Below are 19,648 nucleotides of genomic sequence, written 5' to 3' on the forward strand. Positions count from 1 at the left end.
GGGTGACCGACGTCTTTCACGAAGTCGATGCGGTGTATCGGCTCGAGCAGGAAAAGCTCCGGTGTCCGGTGACGGCGTTCGACGGACTCCGTGCTGCCGGACCGGTCGTCTGGCTTGAATCCCAGAAGGTCTTCGCGGTGACGGGCTATCACGAGGCCCAGACCGTCCTGGACGATGCCGTCAATTTCAGCAGTGCCAACATGGCAGGGGAGCAAGCGACCCGGAACTACGCCGAGATGCTCTCCCGTGCCGCCGCACTCGCTCGCGACGCCGGTCGCACCGGCGGGACCGCGCCCTTGGGTGACGCCCACCCCTTGGTGCTCGCCCACGCCGACCCGCCGGTCCACACGCGCCAACGCGCCCTGGTCCGGCCGTCCTTCTCGGCCGCCCGGGTCAGGAGGGCGGAGTCCCGCATCGCCGAGCTGGCCGACGGGCTCCTCGACAAGGTCGTCGAACGAGGTCGTATGGACGTCAGGGCCGAGTACAGCGATGCGCTCATGAGCCAGATCGTGACCACCGAGCTGCACTGCCCTGTCAGCGACGCCCCCACCCTGCAGCGCTGGGCGCGCATCTTCATGCGTGCAGTCGGCCGGGACCTCACCGACGCTGAGCTCGACGAGATGGCCCGCGCCCGGTTCGAGTTCGACGAGTACTTCGACCACCGGATCGACGAGGTCCGGGGACAGCCGGTCGAGGACATGCTGGGTGCGATCGTGAACGAGCGGGTGGCGGAGGACGAGGAGCCCCTGACGCGCGGTGAACTGCTGATGATCTGCGAACTGTTGCTCCAGGGCGGAACCGAGACCTCCGGAAACACCACGACCAACATTGTCCACTTTCTTGCCGGCCACCCGTCGGAGGCAGATCGGTTGCGTGCCGATCCGGGCGCGATCCCGGCGTTCATCGATGAGTACATGCGCTGGGACCAGCCTGACCAGATGCTGCACCGCACAGCTGTCAACGACACCGAGGTCGCCGGGACCCTGATCCCCACAGGCTCGGTGGTGATGGTCCACAAGGCGGCGGCGTCCCGCGATCCCCGTGTCTACGACCACCCGGGCGAGCTCGACTACTCCCGGCCGCCACAACGATCGTTGGTCTTCGGCGGTGGCCCGCACTTCTGCCTGGGTGCCGCGCTCGGCAAGGCGCAGATTCGGATCGCCCTCGAACGGCTCCTGGCCCGGGCAACCGACATCGAGCTCGCCGTCGACGAGAGCGAGCTCCGCAAGATCCCGAGCATCGTGCTCCACGGGTTCGAGCAGCTTCCCGTGCGGTTCAGGACGATCGCATGAGCGTGTCGTCGGCACGGGCGGCGTCGCGAGAGGATGTATCCAGAGGCCTCGCCGGACGGCGGATCCTGGTCCTGGGCGCGGGAGGGGGGCAGGGCAGCATCAGCGCCGCGGTCGTCGCCGCGCTGTCCTGTCGGTCCGCAGGACTGGTCCTCGCGGACGTTGACGAGCGCGCGGTCGTCAACACGGCAGAGGAGCTGGCCCGTGCCGGCGCCGTCGCGTCGGGCACGGGGTGCGATGTCACGAGTACGGCGTCCATCGACGCGGCCGTGAGGCACACGGTCCGGGTGCTGGGCGGCATCGACGGGCTGGTTACGGTGGTCGGGGGGATGGGAAGGTTCGCGCCGATGGGCCCCCTCCACCTCATGACCGACGAGCAGATCGACCGAGTGTTGGCGCTCAACCTGCGTTACGTCTTCTCGGCGGTCCGTGCGGTGCTACCACCCATGATGGCCGGCGGTGGAGGCAGCATCGTGAGCATCGGCTCCCTGAGCGGACAGGTGAGTGCGCCGAACCACAGCGTGTACGGCGCCGCGAAAGCCGGCCTTGCCCATCTCGCCCGCACCACGACCATCGAGTACGGGCCGTCCGGCGTCCGAATGAACATCGTGGCCCCCGGGCTCGTCGCCACCCCTGCGGCGGGTGAGGTGCTGAGCTCCGACACGGCCGGCGGAATGCGTAACCGCATCCCGCTCGGGCGACCCGCGACCGCCGCCGACATCGGGAACGCGGTCGCCTTCCTGGTCTCCGACGCGGCGGCCTACGTCTCCGGCCAGACCCTCGTCGTCGACGGAGGCGCGACGGCCCGGTTCCCGCTGGCCGACTGACCGGACTTTCCTTGTCACATTGTGCAGAGTCGTGGAGGTGTCATGACGGAAACCATGATCGGTGAGATCAACTCGCGTCGTCTCGAGACCCCGGGTGAGGCCGGATGGCAGAGGTCGGTCGACCCGCAGAGCGCGGACCGTTACCTGACGATCAGCGTCGACAGCCATGTCAGCGAGCCCGTCAATGTCTACGAGTTGGGCGGGCTCGACCCGAAGTACCGCGATCGCGTCCCGCATGTCGTCAGGGACAGCGAGGGGCGAGAGTTCCTCATGGTGGAGGGCTGGGACAAGCCCAACCTGGTCAAGGGAAAACCGAAGGACGGCGAGGAGCTGGCCGACCTCGAGGATCCCACCGCGGAGTTCCAGATGTGGAGCGACCGGATGGAGCCCGACGACCTCGAACGGCAGAACGCCTCGAGTACCCGCATGTTCGACGAGCCGACCCTGACCCGCTTCCGGCAGGACATGGAGCGGGACGGCGTCGATGGTGCCGTTGCCTTCGCCAACCGGGCGATCCTGAGCTGGGCGACCTACGACGACGAGTTCGCCCTGGCCATGAGCCACGCCTACAACGTCTGGGCCTGGGAGACCTACGGGGCGCACTCGGACCGCTTCATCGCTGCGGCGCAGCTGACGACCGCCGATGTCGATGCGGCGTTGAAGGAGCTGGACTGGATCGCGTCGACGGGGTTCCGTGCCATCAACATCCCGTGCAAGCCTCTCCACGGCCACCGCGGTGCGAACGAGCTGTCCTACAACCACCCGTCGTTCGACCGGCTGTGGGCGGCGATCGAGGAGACCGGGCTCCCTGTGTGCATGCACGCCGCCACCGGCCGCGACCCGCGGGCCGCGTCCGGCTCGGGTGGGGCGATCATCAACAAGGCGGTGGGATTCCTGCGGGGGACCATGGAGCCGCTGGCCACATTCCTCGCCTCCGGCGTCTTCGAGAAGCACCCCGGTCTCCAGCTGGCGACGATCGAGGCCGACTTCGGATGGCTCCCGTGGATGCTCGAGGAGCTCGACCGCACCTACCTCAAGCACCACATGTGGGTTCGGCCGTGGACGACCGAGCCGCCGAGCCACTACTGGTACACGAACTGCTGGGCGTCCTTCATGGAGGACAACGTCGGCGTCCGGCTCGCCGACCAGTACAAGCTGACCGACAGGATCATGTGGTCCAACGACTACCCGCACCACGAGGGGACCTGGCCCCATTCGAGCGCGGCCATCCAGCGGCAGCTGCAGGGCATGACCGAGGCGCAGCGCGAGAACGCCCTCGGGCTCAACGCCGCTCGCTTCTTCGGATTCAATGCCGACCACCTCCGGAGCCTGCGCACCTCGCCCTCGGCGGCGGGGACGGATCAGGCCGGATCCACGCCGTGACGATGTCGGCGACGGACCGTCCGTCGGGCCTCGGCGACAGCACGACGGAGGAACCCACGCTGCCGGGACGTTCGGGTCAGAACCTCGCGGACGCGTTCCGGTTCTGGGCGCACCACCACCGCAGCTCGCGGAACGCCGTGCGGTTCGACGACGTCGACTTCACCTGGCAGGACCTGGACGTCCTGACGGACTCGCTCGCCGCCGGGCTGGTGGCGGCCGGGGTCGGGAAGGGCGACCCCGTGGCGGTCCTCCTCGACAACAGGCCGGAGTTCATCCAGGTCGTCCTCGCGGCGTTCAAGATCGGGGCGATCGTCGTCCCGCTCAACGTCCGGGCGACGGCCGGCGAGCTCACCGGACCGCTGGCGGCGTCCGGGGCCCGGATCGTCGTCACCGAGGCGGCGCTGCGGCCTCGTCTCGATCTGGCGCTGACCTGTGCTCACGGCCTGCGCTGCTTCTCCGTCGACGACGGACAGCTCGGGGACGAGCGCTTCGAGGACCTTGCCCGGCCGGGCGAGCGCCCGCCCCGTGTCGAGATCTCGCCGTCCGACACGGCTCTGCTCTGTTTCACCTCGGGCACGACGCAGGAGGCGAAGGGAGTTCTGCTGTCCCACGGCGGCATCCTCTTCGGTGGTGAGGCGCGGGCACTCGCCGCCGGCATCACCTGGAGGGACACCCTCCTGCTGGCGCAGCCGCTGGCGTTCACCGGCGGGGTGACCAACTATCTCCGGGAGGGGATGGTCACCGGGGCGACGACGATCATCGCGGGGAGCCTTGACCCGGACTACCTGATGACGCGGATCGCGACCGAGAGGGTCTCGATCTGGCCGTGCCTCCCCGTGGTCTACGAGGCAATGATGCGCGCGCCCGCCTTCCAGGAAGCTGACCTCTCGTCGCTCCGGGTGGCCATGGTCGCCGGCTCGATGGTGTCCCGGCATCTCCTGAACGCGTTCGCGCAGAAGGGAGTGCGGCTCACCCAGGCCTACGGGCAGACCGAGACCTCGGGTGCGGTGATCGCGCTGAACCCGGAGGATGCGCTCGACCGCCTCGGCACCGCGGGAAAGCCGATCCCGCACGTCGAGGTGCGGATCGTCGACGCCTCGGGTCGAACGCTCTCCGCCGGCACCGAGGGCGAGATCCAGATCAGGTGCCCCTACCTCATGTCGGGGTACCTCGGCCGACCGGACCTGACCGCGGAGGTGATCGTCGACGGGTGGCTCCGGACCGGGGACACCGGTGTCATCGACGACGACGGTCACCTGACCGTCGTCGGTCGCCTCAAGGACATGCTGATCAGCGGCGGGCTCAACGTCTACATCGCCGACGTGGAAGACGTCCTGAGCGCCTTCCCGGGCCTTGCTGACTTCTGTGTGATCCCGGTGCCGGACGACCGGTGGGGTGAGGTCGGCATGATCGTCGTCGACGATCTCACCGGTGTCGACACCGAGCATCTCCGCGCGTTCTGTCTCGAACACCTCGCCGACTACAAGCGGCCTCGATATATCGCATCGGCGCGGGAACCCCTGCCCCGGACACTCGGCGGAAAGATCCTCAAGAGGGTGCTCCGCGAGCGCCTGCCCGCCGCTCCGGCGACGGCAGTGCGGCTGAAGTAAGAGAGAAGTTCCGTAGGACTTGTCCGTCACGAAGGGGTGGCCGTGCACGATCCAGAGAACTCCGGTGAGCCCGCGGGCCGCGGGAGCGCATTGTCGGTGCGGGAGCTGATCGACTCCGTACCGGTGTCGTGGTTCCAGCACCGCGTACTGTTGTTGTGCGTGTTGTTGGGACTGGCCGACGGTTTCGACGCGTTGGCCATCGGCTATCTGCTTCCTTCGATGGCGAAGGAGTGGGGAGTCTCGCCGGGCGAGTTCGGGCCCGCGATCACGGTCGGCCTGGTCGGGATGATCATCGGGACTACGATGATCGCGCCGCTAGCCGACCGGTTCGGGCGGCGGATCCTCCTCCTCGCCGCCACGCTCCTGTACGCGGTGTTCACCGCCGCCATCATGCTGGTCTCGTCGGTGACTCTGCTCGCGGTCATGAGGTTCTTCGCCGGCATCGGGCTCGGCGCGGTCCTGCCCAACCTGGTCGCGGTCGCCGGCGAGGTCATGCCCGGCAGGGCGAAGGGCAGGGCGATCCTCGTCGTGCTGAGCAGCACGACGGTGGGTGGCTTCCTGGCAGGACTCGTCGCGGGCTGGCTGGTGCCGGCATTCGGCTGGCAGTCGGTCTACCTCGTCGGGGTCGTCGTGCCGCTCGTCCTCGTCGGCATCGCCTGGCGAACGTTGCCCGAATCGATGGACTTCCTCGCCGTCCGTGGCAAAACCGGCGCTGCGCGGCGCACGCTCGGTCGTATCGACCCCCGCTTCGCAGAGGTCGACATCGACTTCGCCGCGTCGGCGCCCGCGGCCAGGACGAAGCGTATTCCGATCGGGCGGCTCTTCGCCGGGGGCAGGCGACTGAACACGGCGCTGCTGTGGACCAGTTGGTTCGCGTGCTTCGTGATCCTGTACTTCCTATACAGCTGGCTGCCGACCCTGCTGACGCGGGTTGGTGTCCCCCAGTCCATCGCCATCATGACGATGTCGCTGGCCCTGCTGGCCAGCACCGTCGGCGGTCTGGTCCAGGGCTGGATCATCGACCGCCGGCGGGACTTCGTCTCTCTCGCTGTCGGGCTGCCGATCTCGGTGGTCCTCATCCTCGTGGTGCCGTCCACCTTCGCCAACTCGGCGTTGTTGATGGTGGTGATCTGCCTCATCGGCTTCCTCGCAGTGGGTGTCAGCCAGGCGTTGTCGGCACTGTCGAGCGCGCTGTACCCGGTCGAGGTGCGGGCGACCGGGGTCGGCTGGGCGTTCGGGGCGGGGCGGATCGGATCTCTGATCGCGCCTCTCGTCGGGGGCGTGCTCATCACCCAGGGGGTCGCCGGCGAGCTCATCCTGCGGATGATCGCCGTGCCCGCTGCCATCGCGGCGATCTCGCTGATCGTCCTGGTCGTCAGACTGGGGCGCACCGGTGGGACGCCTGCCGACGCGGCAGACCGCAGCGACGAGCGGTCGGTGCTGGCGGGTGACGCCGACAGGGTCGCCGAGGCACCTGCCCGACCGGACCGATAGCCGGATCCCGCTTTAGACAGAGTCGAGGCCCTTCGGTGGTGGATCTCTCGCCTGCCACCGAAGGGCCTCGTCCGGCTCACCCCCTTGGCGTACCCGAGGGTCAAGCCTCCGAGGCGCCCGGTACGTCCGTGTCGCACTCGTCGAGCACCACGAATCGTTGGGTGGCGGAGGTGTCGAAGACGTTCGCGGCGTCGGTCGCGAACAGCTCCTGCAGCTCGACAAGACGTGCCATCGCAGCGTCATAGTCGGCTTGCGAGCTAAACCAGATCTCGGTGATCGCGTCGAAGGCTCCGGGACCGTTCCAGAGGCCGGAGGGCTCGATGTAGCGACGGACGTAGCGGGCGACGTGGGGCACTTCCGAGATGAGCTTCGCGTGGTGGTTCTCGTAGTAGTCCCGGAACTCCCCGTGGGTGAGGTCGACCCTCCGCCGCACGAGCGCGATTGTCTTGATCATGTAGGGTTCCTCTCGGTGGGATCAGTTCGGGCGGAACGGGCCGCCCTGCATCGGCTCGATCGACGGCAGGACGCGCTCCTCGAAGAGCCGCAGGCTCGACCAGGCGTCGTCCGGATGGATCCCGCCCATCTGCGGGTGCAGGGAGAGCACGGCCCCGTCCGGCAGCGACTGCACTAGCTCGACGCACTGCGCGGGCGTCACCACCCGGTAGGCGGGAGAGGCCTTGAGCTCCCCGATCGATGTCGGCCCGTTCACGTAGGTGCTCCCCGGCCCCCCGCTCGTGACGCCCAGCTCGTCGCGGATCCACCGGTCGTACTGGGTCGCGTAGTGCAGGAGGTGAGGACCGACTCGCCCCCACGCGTCCCCGGGGTCCTCGGCCACGTGCAGGAAGGCCGGGCCGCGGGCCAGCCAGCCGCCGGGGTCCTCGTGGCCCGCGGCGAGACGGGCTCGTCGGTAGGCCTCCCACGCGGCAGCGGTCGTCGGGCGGAAGCCGTCGGCGAGCGTCGCCGCCCGTTCGGCTGTGCGGGTTCCTCCGCCGCCGAGGAGCAACGGTAGCCGGGCGCTCGGGGCCGGGGTCACGTGGACCGTACGACCCCGGAACTGGAAGGGGGCTCCGTGCACGGCCGATCTGAGCACGGCCAGCACGTCCCCCACGGCGGCGAACCGCTCCTCCAGCACCTTGCCGAGCGACTCGAACTCGGCCTGTCGGTACCCCGGGATCAGAACCGGCACCAGCCGGCCGTCGGAGAGGTGGTCGACGACGGCGATCTCCTCGGCCAGCCGGACCGGCTCGTAGAGTGGTGCGATCAGCGCGGTCCGGATCCGGGCGGCGCTCGTGACCGCTGCGACCGCCGCGGCGAGGATCAACGGAGCTGGGAGGTAGCCGTCCTCCGCGCAGTGGTGCTCGGGCAGGTTGATCGCGTCGAAGCCGACCTGGTCGGCCCACCGCGCCTGGTCGAGTGCGCATCGGTACTGGGTCGGGCGGTCGACACGGGCGAACTCGGGGATCTGCAGGTCGCTCTGCAGCTCGAGTCTGAGCCGTCTTCCCCTGGCAGTCATGGGACCTTCGTTCACTCGGTCGGAACGGTGAAGCCGCAATGTCCTGCAAGGGGCTCGGCGTTGGACCGGCGACGGGCAGCTCTACGGCCGATGATGAGCGTTGCTCATCATCGGCCCGGGGTCAAAAGCGCATTTCCGGTCGACGGAAGCCCGCGACGTCCATGTTTGCGTCGGCGGCCGTTTCCGCCCACCGGAGGTGCCGCGTTGACCCTGGTGTGCGTCGGCGCCAACGATGCAGCCCCCGGTACGAGGAGGTTCGATGAAGCTCACCAGGCTGCCACCGCGAGCGCGGGCCGCGACCGCAATCGTGGGGGCCGCGGTAGCGCTGCTCGTAGCGGCATGCGGTTCCGCCCCGGCAGCTCCGGCAAACGCCGCGGAGACGACCCCGGAGTGGGCCCAGGTGTTGTCCGATGCGAGCCGGGAGGGAAGCGCGGTGGTCTACACCTCGTTCCGGCAGAACCAGCAGGACGCACTCCTGGATGCGTTCCACGCCAAGTACCCGGCGATCGACGTGCAGATGTCGCGTGTGGTCGCAGGGGTCGCCGGAAAGATTCAGGCCGAGAAGCAGACCGGCGCTGCCGGTGCGGATGTCGTGGTGACGACCGAGGCGCAGCTTCCGGACCAGCTCGCTCCCGCCGGCGACCTGATGACCATCGAGGGTCCTCACGCCGAGCAGTGGAAGGGCAGCCCCCACTTCGATGGGAAGTCGTTCCCGGCGACGTTCAACGTCTGGGGCCTCACCTGGAACACCGACCAGGTGAAGCAGGCGGTCACCACCTATCGGGATCTGCTCCGTCCGGATCTGGTGGGGCGGATCGGCCTGCTCGACGTCGCCACGGGACCCGCGGTCGCCGACTTCTACCAGTTCCTCGAGCAGACCCAAGGCCCAGACTACCTCGCCGCTCTGGCTCGGCAGCAGCCACGGTTCTACCCGAGCGCCGTTCCGCTCCAGCAGGCGGCCGTCGCCGGCGAGGTGGCGGCGATCGGCATGGTGGTTCCCGATGTCCGGGAGGACGAGAGGTCGGGGGCGCCGGTGGGGTTCGCGCTGCCCGACCCGGCGTGGGCAGCCCCTCAGGTCGCTTTCGGGGTGACCTGGGCGAAGCACCCCAATGCCGCTCGGGTCCTGCTGGACTTCATGATGTCGCCGGAAGGCCAGAACGCCCTCGCCCTCAACGGTGTCTCGGCGCTCCCCGGAACCTCCGGTCTGGTCCCCATCGACAAGGTGAGGATCTCCCCGGTTGCCCCGTCGACGCCCGACGCGATAAAGCAGTTCGACGCCCGATGGGGCGAGCTGTTCCGGAAGTGACGCGATGACCGCAGTTGACACCGCGCCGCCCGCTCCCGTCGCGATCCGGGAGCGCCGCAGGCCACGGTCCGCCACCCTCGGCCTGGTCGTGCTGGTCGCTCTCCTCGGCTACCTCGTGTTGGTGCCGCTGATCCAGCTGCTTGTCGCCGTCGCCGAGGGAGGGGCGGCGGCGGCCGGTAATGCGGTCGCCGGGCGCGGCCTGGGATCGGCGATCGTCACGACGGTCGTCTTGACCCTCGGTTCCCTGGCGATCGCGATGGTCCTCGGCGTCGGAATGGCGGCTCTGTCGGTCCGGTTGCCACGTGGCTGGCGATGGACCGCCGTCTTGCCGATCCTGCCCGTCGTCGCCCCGGCCGTCGCGAGCGTAACGGGATGGGCGTTCCTCTTCTCGCCACGCTCGGGGTACGCCAACGCGCTGCTCCGGATGGTGCCGTTCGTCGGCGGCGACAGCGGTCCGGTCGACGTCTACACGGCGCCGTGGATCGTCGTCATCACCGGCATCACCTTGAGCTCGTTCGTGTACGTGTTCGTGCGGACCGGCATGCTGAATCTCGACCGCGGGCTGCTCGAGGCCGCCCAGGTCGCCGGTCTCTCACCGGGCAGGGCGTTCCTGCGGATCCAGCTGCCCCTGCTGCGGCCGGTACTCGTCTACGCGGCGGGGATATCTCTGCTGCTAGGACTCGGGCAGTTCACGGTGCCGTTGCTGCTCGGTACCGCGTCCGGAGTCGAGGTGCTGGCCACCAGGATCTATCGGTTCACCGCCGACACGCCGGCCGACTACGCGGCCGCTGCCCTGGTCGGCTCGCCTCTGCTGGTGCTCGGCATCGCCCTGGTGCTGCTGCAGCGCCTGGCGCTGGGGGACCAGACCCGGTTCGTGGCCCACTCCGGCAAGGGGGCCTGGCGGACGAGTCGCCCGGTGCGCTGGGCGCCCGTTCCGCTGCTGGTCTTCGCGCTCGTGGCGGTGGTGCTGCCGTTGGCCGCGCTCGTCGTCGTCGCGTTGTCCCCCTTCTACTCCGCGCGGATCCAGCCGTCCATGTTCACCCTCGCCAACTTCACCAGGCTCTTCCGTACTCCGTTCGTCCTGGATGCGGTGATGACGAGCCTGATGGCCTCGATCGCCGGAGCGCTACTGGCTCTAGTGCTCGGCTACCTCGCCGCGACGGTGATCCACGAGCGCCGGTGGCCCCGTACCGCCCGGATGTTGGACGTCCTGGTCAACCTGCCCCTCGGCGTCCCCGCGGTGGTCTACGGCGCGGGCTTCCTCTACGCTTACTCGCGGCCACCGGTGGTGCTCTACGGCACGGACGCCGTGATCGTGGTCGTCTACCTGACCCTGATGCTCCCGTACGCGACTCGGTCGCTGCTCGGTGCGCGTATCGCCCTGGGCGACGACTACCTGGCGGCGTCCCGCGTCGCCGGTGCGGGTCCACTGCGGACGCACCTGCAGATCGTCGTTCCCCTGATGCGGGCGGCCATCGGCGGCGCGGTAGCACTGATGTTCGTGCTGCTCACCCACGAGTTCACCGCCTCCCTGCTGGTGCGCTCCGGAACTACCCAGGTCATGGGCACCAAACTGTTCGACCTGTGGTCCAACGGTTCCTATCCCCAGGTCGCGGCCATGGCCCTGGTGATGACCGGCATCACCGCGGCAGGCGTGGTGGTCGCCATGGCGGCTAGTGGCGGCTCGAACCCCCTCGAACGGCTGTGAAATCTCGCGAAGGAGGAGCGCCGACCATGACGGGTGTGCGCCTGGACGCCGTCAGCAAGATCTACCCGGGTCGCCGCGGTCGCCCCCCGGTGGCCGCGATGGACGGGCTCGACCTGGACATCGCACCGGGCGAGCTCCTGGTCCTGCTCGGGCCGAGCGGATGCGGCAAGAGCACGACACTGCGGTCCCTGGCCGGGCTGGAAACCCCCGATTCGGGCCGGATCGTCCAGGGCGACCGGGTCGTGTTCGACTCCGCCCAACGGCTGGACGTCCCGCCCGAGCGACGGAACATCGGGATGGTCTTCCAGTCCTACGCGCTGTGGCCCCACAAGACGGTGCGCGCCAACATCGGATATCCCCTCACGGCGCGCAAGCTGCGCAAGCCGGGCTGGGTCGAGGAGGCCGCTGCCCTGGTCGACTGCTCCGAACTGCTCGACCGCTATCCGGCGCAGCTCTCGGGAGGACAGCAACAACGGGTGGGGCTGGCCCGTGGCATCGTCGCCCGCCCGGACCTGGTCCTGCTCGACGAGCCTTTGTCCAATCTGGATGCCCGGCTGCGCGACCAGGTGCGCACCCAGCTGCACGAGCTCCACCGAAGACTGGGCTTCACCGGTGTCTATGTGACCCACGACCAGGTCGAGGCCCTCGCGCTGGGAGACCGGGTCGCGGTGATGCGGGCGGGCCGCATCGAACAGCTCGGCACCCCCGAAGACGTCTTCTCGAGTCCCGCGACGGAGTATGTCGCCGATTTCGTCGGGTTCACCGAGCGACTGGACGTCACCCGGACCACAGGTGGCTGGGAAGCTGCCGGGCGACCCCTGGTCGGCCTCACAACGGTCTGTTCCGGCGAGCCGGACAAGGGCGCCACCCTGCGTTTCCGCAACGACGACGTCCGGGTTCTCCCTCGGGGAACGGACCCGGACGGTCTCGTCGGGCTGGGCTATGCGACGGTGCTCGACCGCTCATTCCTCGGCCGCTCGGTCGAGCTCACGCTGGACGTCGTTGACGGTGGCGTGCTGCGGGCACATCTCGCGCCGGGTGACGGACTCGCGTCCGCGGCGGCGGGCGACCTGGTGACCGTCGCGATCGCGGCCGATCGTGTACTCGCCTTCGGCAGGGGCAGGACGAGCGCGTCGAGCACGAGCCGGGCGGCCTCGTGAGTGGTGCCGGCAGGGGTGAACGCTTCGACGGCCGGGTCGCCGTCGTCACCGGTGGCGCCGCCGGGATCGGTCGGGCCACGGCTCGGCTGTTCGCGGCGGAGGGAGCCGCGGTGGCGGTCGTCGACCGGGACCTGGCGAAGGCCGAGACGGCCGCGGGGGAGCTCACCGCGGCCGGGTCGACCACCCTCGCGCTTGCCTGCGACGTCGCGGACGTCCGGGCCGTGGAGCAGGCATGCTCAGTGGTGATGGACCGGTTCGGGCGCATCGACGTGCTGGTCAACAGCGCTGGCAGGACGGGTCGGGGACCTGCCGAGGCCAGCTCGGACTTCGCCGACGTCCTCGCCGTCAACGTGCTCGGCACCTACTACTGGTCCCGTGCGGTCGCCACGGCCTGCATGCTGCGACAGGGCCGCGGGGCCGTGGTGAACGTCGGATCGCTCGCAAGTCTTGCCGCGGTCCCGGGTGACGTGGCCTACACGACCTCCAAGCATGCCGTCGTCGGCCTGACCCGCACCCTCGCCGCCGAGTGGGCGGGGCGAGGCGTCCGGGTCAACGCGATCGCCCCGGGCCTCACACTGACCGGAATGGTCGACGGATGGCGGGTCGGCGACCCGGAGCGGTTCGCCGCGCGCCTCGCCCGCATTCCGATGGCCCACCCGGCCACCCCGGAGGACCAGGCACGGGCCATCGCCTTCCTGGCCTCCGACGACGCGGACCACGTGACCGGTGTGACCCTCCCGGTAGACGGCGGGCAGGCCGCACTGAGCTCGGGCTTCGTGTCCGGCCCCACCTTCCGCTGACCGGATCGCCGATCTTGGTGACCCATGGGGGTGGCGGGAGAATCGAGATCACGGTGAGGGGCGGGTCCCGGACTGGGTACTCCGTGCCGTGGCCCGCCTCCATCGGTCGACATCGACCCACGAGCACAGTGGAGGACATCGCATGAAGGTGAGTGGGCTCGACGGCAAGGTCGTGGTCGTGACCGGGGGAGCCGGTGGGATCGGCGCCGCGACCGTCGAGGTCTTCGTCCGCCAGAACGCATCCGTGGTGATCGCGGACATCGACGGCGACCGGGCGGCGAAGCTGGCCGCCACGGTCGCGGAGTCCGGGGGATCCGCGCTGGGCGTCGGCGTCGACATCTCCGACGAGAACTCCGTCGCCGAGATGTTCGGCACGGTGGCGTCGACGTTCGGCGGGTTGGACGTGTTGCACAACAACGCGTTCCCGCAGCACCTGGCACACGAGGACGGCCCGGTGGCCGAGACCCCGGTCGAGGTCTGGAAGGGGATCATGGATGCCGGTCTCACCGGCCCGTTCCTCTGCAGCCGGTACGCCATCCCTCTGCTGATCGAGCGGGGTGGCGGGTCGATCGTCTTCACCTCGTCGATCCAGGCGCTCTACGGGGACACCGGGGTGTCCGCGTACGCAACGTCCAAGACAGGGCTCCTTTCCTTGACGAAGTCCATCGCGACCCAGTACGGGCGGCACGGGATCCGTTGCAACGCGGTGTGTCCCGGGCACATCCCCTCACCACGTGTCTCGCCGGAGAAGAAGGCCCGGCTGGTTCGCCAGCAGCTGCTCGCCCGCGACGGGATGCCGCAGGACATCGGCAACATGGTCGCCTTCCTGGCATCCGATGAAGGCTCCTTCGTGACCGGGCAGGTCATCCCGGTCGACGGCGGCACCACAGCGCACACACCCGCCTACGCCGAAGGCGGCGCGCTTGCCTGACCCGAGCCCCGCACGACCAACTCCGACCGCAACCGACGAAAGGGCTCGGGTGGCCACGGATCATCTGCTCTACCGCGAGGACGGGTCGGTCGCGACCCTCACGCTGAACCGGCCGGAGGTGCACAACGCGATCTCGGCCGAGATGCGGGAGGCGCTCTACGGCAGGCTCACGGAGTTCGAGGCGAGTCCCCGGCTCCGCGTGGCGGTCGTGACGGGAGCTGGTGATCGCGCTTTCTGTGCGGGCGCGGACCTGGGCAAGCTGATTCCCGCCGTCGCCGCCGCCGGCAGGCCCGACGACACGGCGGCGGACGGCACCGCGCGCAGACCGTTCCTGGGCATCACCAAGCCCGTCATTGCGGCGATCAACGGCCACGCCCTCGCCGGCGGTATGGAGCTGGTGCTGGGGACCGACATCCGCATCGCCAGCGAGCATGCGACCTTCGGACTCCCGGAACCGCGTTGGGGCCTCGCGCCCTTCGGAGGGTCCCATGTGCGCCTGCCGCAGCAGATCCCGTGGGCGAGGGCCATGGAGATCCTGTTGGTGGGTGACCGGATGTCGGCGGCGGAAGCGCAGGCGATCGGTCTGGTCAACCGCGTCGTCCCGCACGAGGAGCTCCTGACCACGGCCTACGTTCTGGCCGAGCGGATCTGTGAGAACGGCCCACTGGCGGTGCGGCGGATCAAGCAGACGGTGCTGGCGGCGTACAACCGGCCGTGGGAGGAAGCCTTCGCGATCGAATCTCGGAGCTCGGAGGTCATCCTCGCGAGCGCCGACGCGGCGGAAGGGCCGAAGGCCTTCCTGGAGAAGCGAGCACCGCGGTTCACGGGTCGCTAGTCCTGTACGTGCCGAGCTCAGCGGGCCGCCTGGCTTCAGCTGCCAGGCGGCCCGCTCTTGTCTCAACCCTCGTCAGCCGAACTTCAGGTGGATGGCGTCGAGTGACATGTTCGACGCCAGTCGCTGCTTGGGGGCCGGGAAGGCCGGATCGAGCGAGTACTTAGGAAAGCGCTTGTGCCAGTCCACCAGCGCGATGCGCATCTCCTCGCGGGCGAGGTGTGCGCCGAGGCAGCGGTGGATGCCGACGCCGAAGCCCCAGTTCGGATTGTTCTTCCGGTCGATCTTCGCCTCGTTGGGGTTCTCGAGTAGGCGCGGGTCCCGGTTGGACATCCAGAGCGGCAACCAGACCATCTGGTCCTTGTGTAGCTGCACGCCATGGAAGTCGACGTCTTCGGTCACCTTGCGGGAGGTAGCCACTAGTGAGTAGAGCCGCATCATCTCCTCGATCGTCGACGGCGCGAGATCGGGGTTCTCCCGCAGCTTCTGCTGGTCCTCCGGATGGGTCGCGAGATGCAGGAAGGAAAATGACGTCTGCATCGCTACCGTGTCGAGGCCGGCCATGAACAGAAGAAGGCACAGGCTCTGGATCTCCTCGTCGGTGACCGCCTTCCCGTCGATCTCCCACTGCGTGGCCTGAGAGATGATGTCGTCACCCGGATGGGCGCGCCGGTGCGCGATGTACTCCTGGAAGTAGGCCAGGATCTCTCCGACGACCCGGGACACCTCCGCCTGGTCGGCCCAGTTCGGCGCCCGGACGGTGGCGTCTTCCCAAGCGAGGAACTGGGCGGTGTCCGACGCGGGGAACCCGACCAGGTCCATGAACACACTGGTCGGGTATCGGAACGCGAACTCTTCGATGAACTCGCATCCCTCCTCCCCGAGCTGGTCCAGGTAGGTGGTGCACCACTTCTGGATGTTCGCCTGCCGGTCGCGGACCGAGCTGGGGGAGAAGAGGGGGCCGAGAAGCTTCCGCCACTGCCCGTGCTGCGGCGGGTCCACATTGACCGGAACCCAGCGGAAGTCGGGCTCGGGGTTGACGTGGATGATGGACGAGCTCGAGAACAGGCTCGTGTTGAGGAACGCCTCCTTCTGGTGGTCAGCCCGGGTGATCGCGACGAAGTCCGCGATGTCGCCCGAGTAGAACGGGGCCCGTTCCCGCATCTCGTCGAAGCGGGAGTAGTGCTCGAGGGCATCGGACGCCTGCAGCTGGTCGGTGTAGTGCAGCACCGGGCACTTGCCCTGGCTCGTCTCGTCGTTGGTCTCTGACTGCGTTGTCATGTTCAGTCCGTTCCCCAGGTGGTGGGCGGCGGGCGGGTCGGATGGACGTCGAGGCGGTCTCTGGCCATGTGGCCGGGGTATCGCACGAGCATTGCGAAGCGCACACGGAGAGCGGAACCACTGACTTCCGCTGTGCGGGAACGCGAGGACGTGGTCCGCGAGCGAGGCTGCGCGTTTCCTACGACCGGAAGTACGAAGTTGGCGACGGGGGGCGCGCCCGGCATGCTCGGGCGACCGACGGGGAGGGGCTCACAGGTGTCCGCACGTGATGTTGGGAGGCGGTTCCCTACCGGGCTCCCTGTCGTCCTGATGCGCGGCGGCACAAGCAAGGGAGTGTTCGTGCACGCTCGTGACCTGCCCGCGGAGCCGGGACCCGCGCTCGATGACCTCCTGCTGCGGCTCATGGGCAGTCCCGATCCCGTCCAGATCGACGGGCTCGGGGGCGCCCGCTCGAGTACGAGCAAGGTCATCGTCGTGGCCCCGTCCGCAGAGCCCGGCGTGGACGTCGACTACTGGTTCGCCCAGGTCTCGGTGGACTCACCCGCGGTATCGTGGAGCGGCAACTGCGGCAACCTCACCACCGCGGTCGGCCCCTTCGCCCTGGACGAGGGTCTGGCCAAGGCGGTGGGGCCGACCGTGACGGTGCGGATGCGCAATCGCAACACCGGTGTGGTCGTCGACTCCACCTTCGGCGTTCGAGCCGGCCGGGCGGAGACAGCTGGCGACTGCGTCGTGGCCGGCGTCCCTGGCAGCGGCGCACCGGTCACCACGAGATACCTAGATCCTGTTGGTGGAACCCTCGGGTCGATGTTCCCGACGGGTTCGACGCGGGAGCCGGTCGGGGACGGCGCCGGCGCGGTGGAGGTGTCCCTACTCGACGTGACACACCCCTACGCCTTCGTGCGCGCCGCCGATGTCGGCGTCGACATGGCCACCCCGGTGGCCGAGCTGGACGGAGACACACACCTGCGCGACCGGCTCGAGCGGATTCGTGGGGCCTCCGCCGTCGCCCTCGGACTCGTCGCCGACCCGACCGATGCGGCCGCGAGGGTCCCGGCGCTCCCGAGACTGATCCTGGTCGGTCCCGACGATGGTCGGGGTGGGGCCACCGGCATCCGGACGGTCGCGGTCTCGATGGGACGGATCCACCACGCCCTCCCGATGACCGGTGCCCTCTGTCTCGGAGCGGCGGTGGCGTGCGGGGCGGAAACCCTGCCGAGCGAGTTCGCGTCGTGCCCCGACGGGATGCTCGACATCCGGCACCCGAAGGGCACCACCACGGTCACGGTCCGGACGAGCGGCACCCCGCCCCACATAGCGATCGAGTCGGTCGGCGTGGTTCGCACAGCCCGCAGGCTCCTCACCGGGACCGCCCACCTTCCCCGAACCGACTAGCCAGGAAGAAGTTCAGCACCATGAGCGAGCACTACCCGAACATCGTCGAGCCCATCCGGTTGGGACCGGTCGAGCTGCCCAACCGCCTCTACTTCGGACCGCACGGCAACCCGCTCGAGGTCGGCCGTGGCCCGGCCGAGGACTTCGCCGCCTACTACGGTGAGCGCGCAGCGAACGGCGTAGGGATGCTGATCCACAGCCTGCCGCTCTTCCCACGCGCCGGTATCGGTCGTGCCTGCCCGAGCGTCGACGAGTCGGTCCCTGCCTTCGCCGCCGTTGCCGAGCGGGTCCACTCCCACGGAGCGAAGCTGTTCGCGCAGGTCAACTACTTCTACGACTTCCCCGTCCAGTGGGAACCGCAGACGCCGTTCGCGCCGATGCTGACGCCGTCGGGTACGGCCAGCTACATGACATTCTCGACGACGCGGGAGATGACGACCGCCGACATCGACGCAATGCTCGCCTGCTACGCCCGGGCAGCAGCCAACCTCCGGCTTGCCGGCTACGACGGCATCGAGCTCCACAGCACGCACGGGATGCTGCCCGAGATGTTCCTCTCACCGTATTTCAACAAGCGCACCGACCGGTACGGCGGAAGCGTGGAAGGGCGGACGCGCTTCCTGTGGGAGGCCCTGTCCGCGATCCGCGACGGTGCGGGTCCGGAGCTTGCCGTCGGGATGCGTTTCCAGTGCGACGAGCGCCTGCCGGGCGGCATCGACACGGACATGGCGCACGAGGTGCTGGGCCGGATCGCCGGCGACGGTCTGATCGACTTCGTCGACCTGGACATCTCCGTCGAGCCGAAGGGGTCGCTGGACGCCATCCCGCCCTACTTCCATCCCCGGCAGGTCTACCGGCCCTACGTCGAGAAGGTGCGGTCTGCTGCGGGGCAGACCCCGGTCCTGAGCACGCTGGGGCGGATCACCGACATCGCGACGGCGGAGCAGGCACTGGCCGACGGCGTGGTCGACGTGGTCGGCATGGTCCGCGGCCTGATCGCGGAGCCGGCCCTGCTCCGCAACGCCCTCGAGGGGCATCCCGAGCGCAGCCGTGCGTGCATCGGCGCGAACATGTGCCAGGACCGCCGCCGCAACGGCGCCGTGGGCTGCGGCATCAACCCGGCCACGGGCCGAGAGCGGCGCTGGAGGGAGTCGCCCGGTGATCGCGCGACACGGCCGGGCAGGGTCGTCGTGGTCGGCGGTGGTCCCGCGGGCCTCGAGACCGCGCGGGTGGCCGCACAGCGGGGGCACCAGGTAGTCCTCATGGAGCGCGGGGACGTCCTCGGCGGTCATCTGCGCTCGTGGGCGACACTGCCGGATCGAGAGCTCGTCGGACTGACCGCGGACTGGTACGCAGAGCGGCTGGCAGACCTCGGGGTAGAGGTCCGGCTGGGTGTCTCGGCCACCCCGGAGTCGGTACTCGGCGAGTCGCCGACCGCCGTGGTCGTCGCGACCGGCGCGGACTACGTCGCGACGGGGGAAGGCGGATTCCTGCCGCAGCCGATCCCCGGCGCCGACCGGCCCTTCGTCGTGACGCCCGAGGCGTTCTTCGACGGGAGCTACCGGCCGACCTCCGGCCGCGTCGTGATCCTGGACGACGAGGGTATGAACGCCGCTGCGGGGATCGCGGAGCTCCTCGCGCAGTCCGGCGTCGACGTCCACTTCGTCACCCGGCACGGGGAGCCCGCGCACAGCCTCGCCGGCACGTTCGAGCGGGAGTTCATCGTGCCGCGGCTCAAGCGCCTCGGGGTCACCTTCCACACGCTGAGTTACGTCGGAGAGATCGGCGACCGGCAGGTGACGCTGTTCGACGTTCATGTCGAGGAGCAGCTGAGCCTTGTCGACGAGGTCGACGGGGTCATCCTCGTGACGATGCGCCGCCAGCGTGACACCCTCAGCGCTGCACTGGAGACACAGGTGGAGCAGGTCTTCGTGGTCGGGGACGCGTTGGCCCCGCGCGGCCTGCCCGACGCGACCTTCGAGGGCCAGCGGTTCGCGCGGCTCATCGGGGAGCCGATGGCACCCCGGACCTTCACCGAGGCCTACTGGGAGCCCCTCGCCCCGGAGGTGTTTCCCCGTGCCGCAGCGGTCCTGCAGCCGGCGACCGATGCCTAGCTGCA

At 69.2% G+C, this 19,648-nt stretch carries 16 protein-coding genes; 13 read left to right on the top strand and 3 right to left on the bottom strand.

Going from position 1 to position 19,648, the window contains the following annotated elements; genetic code table 11:
- The first annotated feature begins 2 nt into the window (after positions 1-2).
- Genes ABD324_RS21900 through ABD324_RS21920 form a run of 5 tightly spaced genes read left to right on the top strand, consistent with a single transcriptional unit; the run spans position 3 to position 6,603 of the window.
- Positions 3-1,292 (top strand): cytochrome P450, encoded by a 1,290-nt coding sequence (locus ABD324_RS21900; protein ID WP_344420141.1) that lies wholly within the window; start codon positions 3-5, stop codon positions 1,290-1,292.
- On the top strand, positions 1,289-2,116 hold the full coding sequence (locus ABD324_RS21905) for an SDR family NAD(P)-dependent oxidoreductase (RefSeq protein ID WP_344420144.1): 828 nt from the start codon (positions 1,289-1,291) through the stop codon (positions 2,114-2,116). Before ABD324_RS21900 ends, ABD324_RS21905 begins: the two co-directional genes overlap by 4 nt.
- 42 nt (positions 2,117-2,158) lie before the next feature.
- Positions 2,159-3,499 (top strand): amidohydrolase family protein, encoded by a 1,341-nt coding sequence (locus ABD324_RS21910; RefSeq protein ID WP_344420147.1) that lies wholly within the window; start codon positions 2,159-2,161, stop codon positions 3,497-3,499.
- 2 nt (positions 3,500-3,501) lie between these two features.
- Positions 3,502-5,109: a class I adenylate-forming enzyme family protein gene (locus ABD324_RS21915; RefSeq protein WP_344420150.1), complete on the top strand. Its 1,608-nt coding sequence runs from the start codon at positions 3,502-3,504 to the stop codon at positions 5,107-5,109.
- Positions 5,110-5,151: 42 nt separating this feature from the next.
- Positions 5,152-6,603, top strand: a complete 1,452-nt coding sequence (locus ABD324_RS21920; RefSeq protein ID WP_344420347.1) for an MFS transporter — start codon at positions 5,152-5,154, stop codon at positions 6,601-6,603.
- Positions 6,604-6,703: 100 nt separating this feature from the next.
- On the opposite strand, the gene ABD324_RS21925 is transcribed toward ABD324_RS21920, so the two are convergent.
- The gene (locus tag ABD324_RS21925) at positions 6,704-7,057 is read right to left on the bottom strand and encodes an EthD domain-containing protein (RefSeq protein ID WP_344420153.1); all 354 of its coding nucleotides are present in this window, start codon (positions 7,055-7,057) and stop codon (positions 6,704-6,706) included.
- Between the two features lie 21 nt (positions 7,058-7,078).
- The gene (locus ABD324_RS21930; protein WP_344420156.1) at positions 7,079-8,116 is read right to left on the bottom strand and encodes an LLM class flavin-dependent oxidoreductase; all 1,038 of its coding nucleotides are present in this window, start codon (positions 8,114-8,116) and stop codon (positions 7,079-7,081) included.
- A 259-nt stretch (positions 8,117-8,375) separates the two neighbouring features.
- Here ABD324_RS21930 and ABD324_RS21935 point away from each other — a divergent pair, with 259 nt between their 5' ends.
- The 6 genes from ABD324_RS21935 (at position 8,376) to ABD324_RS21960 (ending at position 14,856) form a co-directional block, all read left to right on the top strand.
- Entirely contained in the window at positions 8,376-9,422 is a 1,047-nt protein-coding gene (locus ABD324_RS21935; RefSeq protein ID WP_344420159.1) for an ABC transporter substrate-binding protein, read from the top strand.
- Between the two features lie 4 nt (positions 9,423-9,426).
- Positions 9,427-11,130, top strand: a complete 1,704-nt coding sequence (locus ABD324_RS21940) for an ABC transporter permease (RefSeq protein WP_344420161.1) — start codon at positions 9,427-9,429, stop codon at positions 11,128-11,130.
- Between the two features lie 26 nt (positions 11,131-11,156).
- Complete coding sequence (locus ABD324_RS21945; protein ID WP_344420163.1) at positions 11,157-12,290, top strand: ABC transporter ATP-binding protein; 1,134 nt, start codon at positions 11,157-11,159, stop codon at positions 12,288-12,290.
- Positions 12,287-13,090 (top strand): SDR family NAD(P)-dependent oxidoreductase, encoded by an 804-nt coding sequence (locus tag ABD324_RS21950; RefSeq protein ID WP_344420165.1) that lies wholly within the window; start codon positions 12,287-12,289, stop codon positions 13,088-13,090. Before ABD324_RS21945 ends, ABD324_RS21950 begins: the two co-directional genes overlap by 4 nt.
- A gap of 142 nt (positions 13,091-13,232) precedes the next feature.
- On the top strand, positions 13,233-14,021 hold the full coding sequence (locus ABD324_RS21955; protein WP_344420168.1) for an SDR family NAD(P)-dependent oxidoreductase: 789 nt from the start codon (positions 13,233-13,235) through the stop codon (positions 14,019-14,021).
- 49 nt (positions 14,022-14,070) lie between these two features.
- Positions 14,071-14,856 (top strand): enoyl-CoA hydratase-related protein, encoded by a 786-nt coding sequence (locus ABD324_RS21960; RefSeq protein WP_344420172.1) that lies wholly within the window; start codon positions 14,071-14,073, stop codon positions 14,854-14,856.
- Between the two features lie 72 nt (positions 14,857-14,928).
- On the opposite strand, the gene ABD324_RS21965 is transcribed toward ABD324_RS21960, so the two are convergent.
- A complete protein-coding gene (locus ABD324_RS21965) occupies positions 14,929-16,134 on the bottom strand; it encodes a cytochrome P450 (RefSeq protein WP_344420174.1) in 1,206 nt (401 codons plus the stop codon).
- A 222-nt stretch (positions 16,135-16,356) separates the two neighbouring features.
- On the opposite strand from ABD324_RS21965, the gene ABD324_RS21970 reads away from it, so the two are divergent.
- Both ABD324_RS21970 and ABD324_RS21975 read left to right on the top strand, forming a co-directional pair.
- Positions 16,357-17,529: a PrpF domain-containing protein gene (locus ABD324_RS21970; protein WP_344420350.1), complete on the top strand. Its 1,173-nt coding sequence runs from the start codon at positions 16,357-16,359 to the stop codon at positions 17,527-17,529.
- Between the two features lie 20 nt (positions 17,530-17,549).
- Positions 17,550-19,643 (top strand): oxidoreductase, encoded by a 2,094-nt coding sequence (locus ABD324_RS21975; RefSeq protein ID WP_344420177.1) that lies wholly within the window; start codon positions 17,550-17,552, stop codon positions 19,641-19,643.
- Positions 19,644-19,648 lie beyond the last annotated feature (5 nt).

Source organism: Pseudonocardia ailaonensis, from assembly GCF_039531635.1.
Lineage (GTDB): Bacteria > Actinomycetota > Actinomycetes > Mycobacteriales > Pseudonocardiaceae > Pseudonocardia > Pseudonocardia ailaonensis.

Excerpts from the sequence above, each read along its gene's own strand:
- ABD324_RS21905 (WP_344420144.1), top strand. The coding sequence starts at position 1,289 with ATGAGCGTGTCGTCGGCACGGGCGGCGTCGCGAGAGGATGTATCCAGA.
- ABD324_RS21910 (WP_344420147.1), top strand. The coding sequence starts at position 2,159 with ATGACGGAAACCATGATCGGTGAGATCAACTCGCGTCGTCTCGAGACC.
- ABD324_RS21915 (WP_344420150.1), top strand. The coding sequence starts at position 3,502 with ATGTCGGCGACGGACCGTCCGTCGGGCCTCGGCGACAGCACGACGGAG.
- ABD324_RS21925 (WP_344420153.1), bottom strand. The coding sequence starts at position 7,057 with ATGATCAAGACAATCGCGCTCGTGCGGCGGAGGGTCGACCTCACCCAC.
- ABD324_RS21930 (WP_344420156.1), bottom strand. The coding sequence starts at position 8,116 with ATGACTGCCAGGGGAAGACGGCTCAGACTCGAGCTGCAGAGCGACCTG.
- ABD324_RS21935 (WP_344420159.1), top strand. The coding sequence starts at position 8,376 with ATGAAGCTCACCAGGCTGCCACCGCGAGCGCGGGCCGCGACCGCAATC.
- ABD324_RS21940 (WP_344420161.1), top strand. The coding sequence starts at position 9,427 with ATGACCGCAGTTGACACCGCGCCGCCCGCTCCCGTCGCGATCCGGGAG.
- ABD324_RS21945 (WP_344420163.1), top strand. The coding sequence starts at position 11,157 with ATGACGGGTGTGCGCCTGGACGCCGTCAGCAAGATCTACCCGGGTCGC.
- ABD324_RS21955 (WP_344420168.1), top strand. The coding sequence starts at position 13,233 with ATGAAGGTGAGTGGGCTCGACGGCAAGGTCGTGGTCGTGACCGGGGGA.
- ABD324_RS21965 (WP_344420174.1), bottom strand. The coding sequence starts at position 16,134 with ATGACAACGCAGTCAGAGACCAACGACGAGACGAGCCAGGGCAAGTGC.
- ABD324_RS21970 (WP_344420350.1), top strand. The coding sequence starts at position 16,357 with ATGCTCGGGCGACCGACGGGGAGGGGCTCACAGGTGTCCGCACGTGAT.
- ABD324_RS21975 (WP_344420177.1), top strand. The coding sequence starts at position 17,550 with ATGAGCGAGCACTACCCGAACATCGTCGAGCCCATCCGGTTGGGACCG.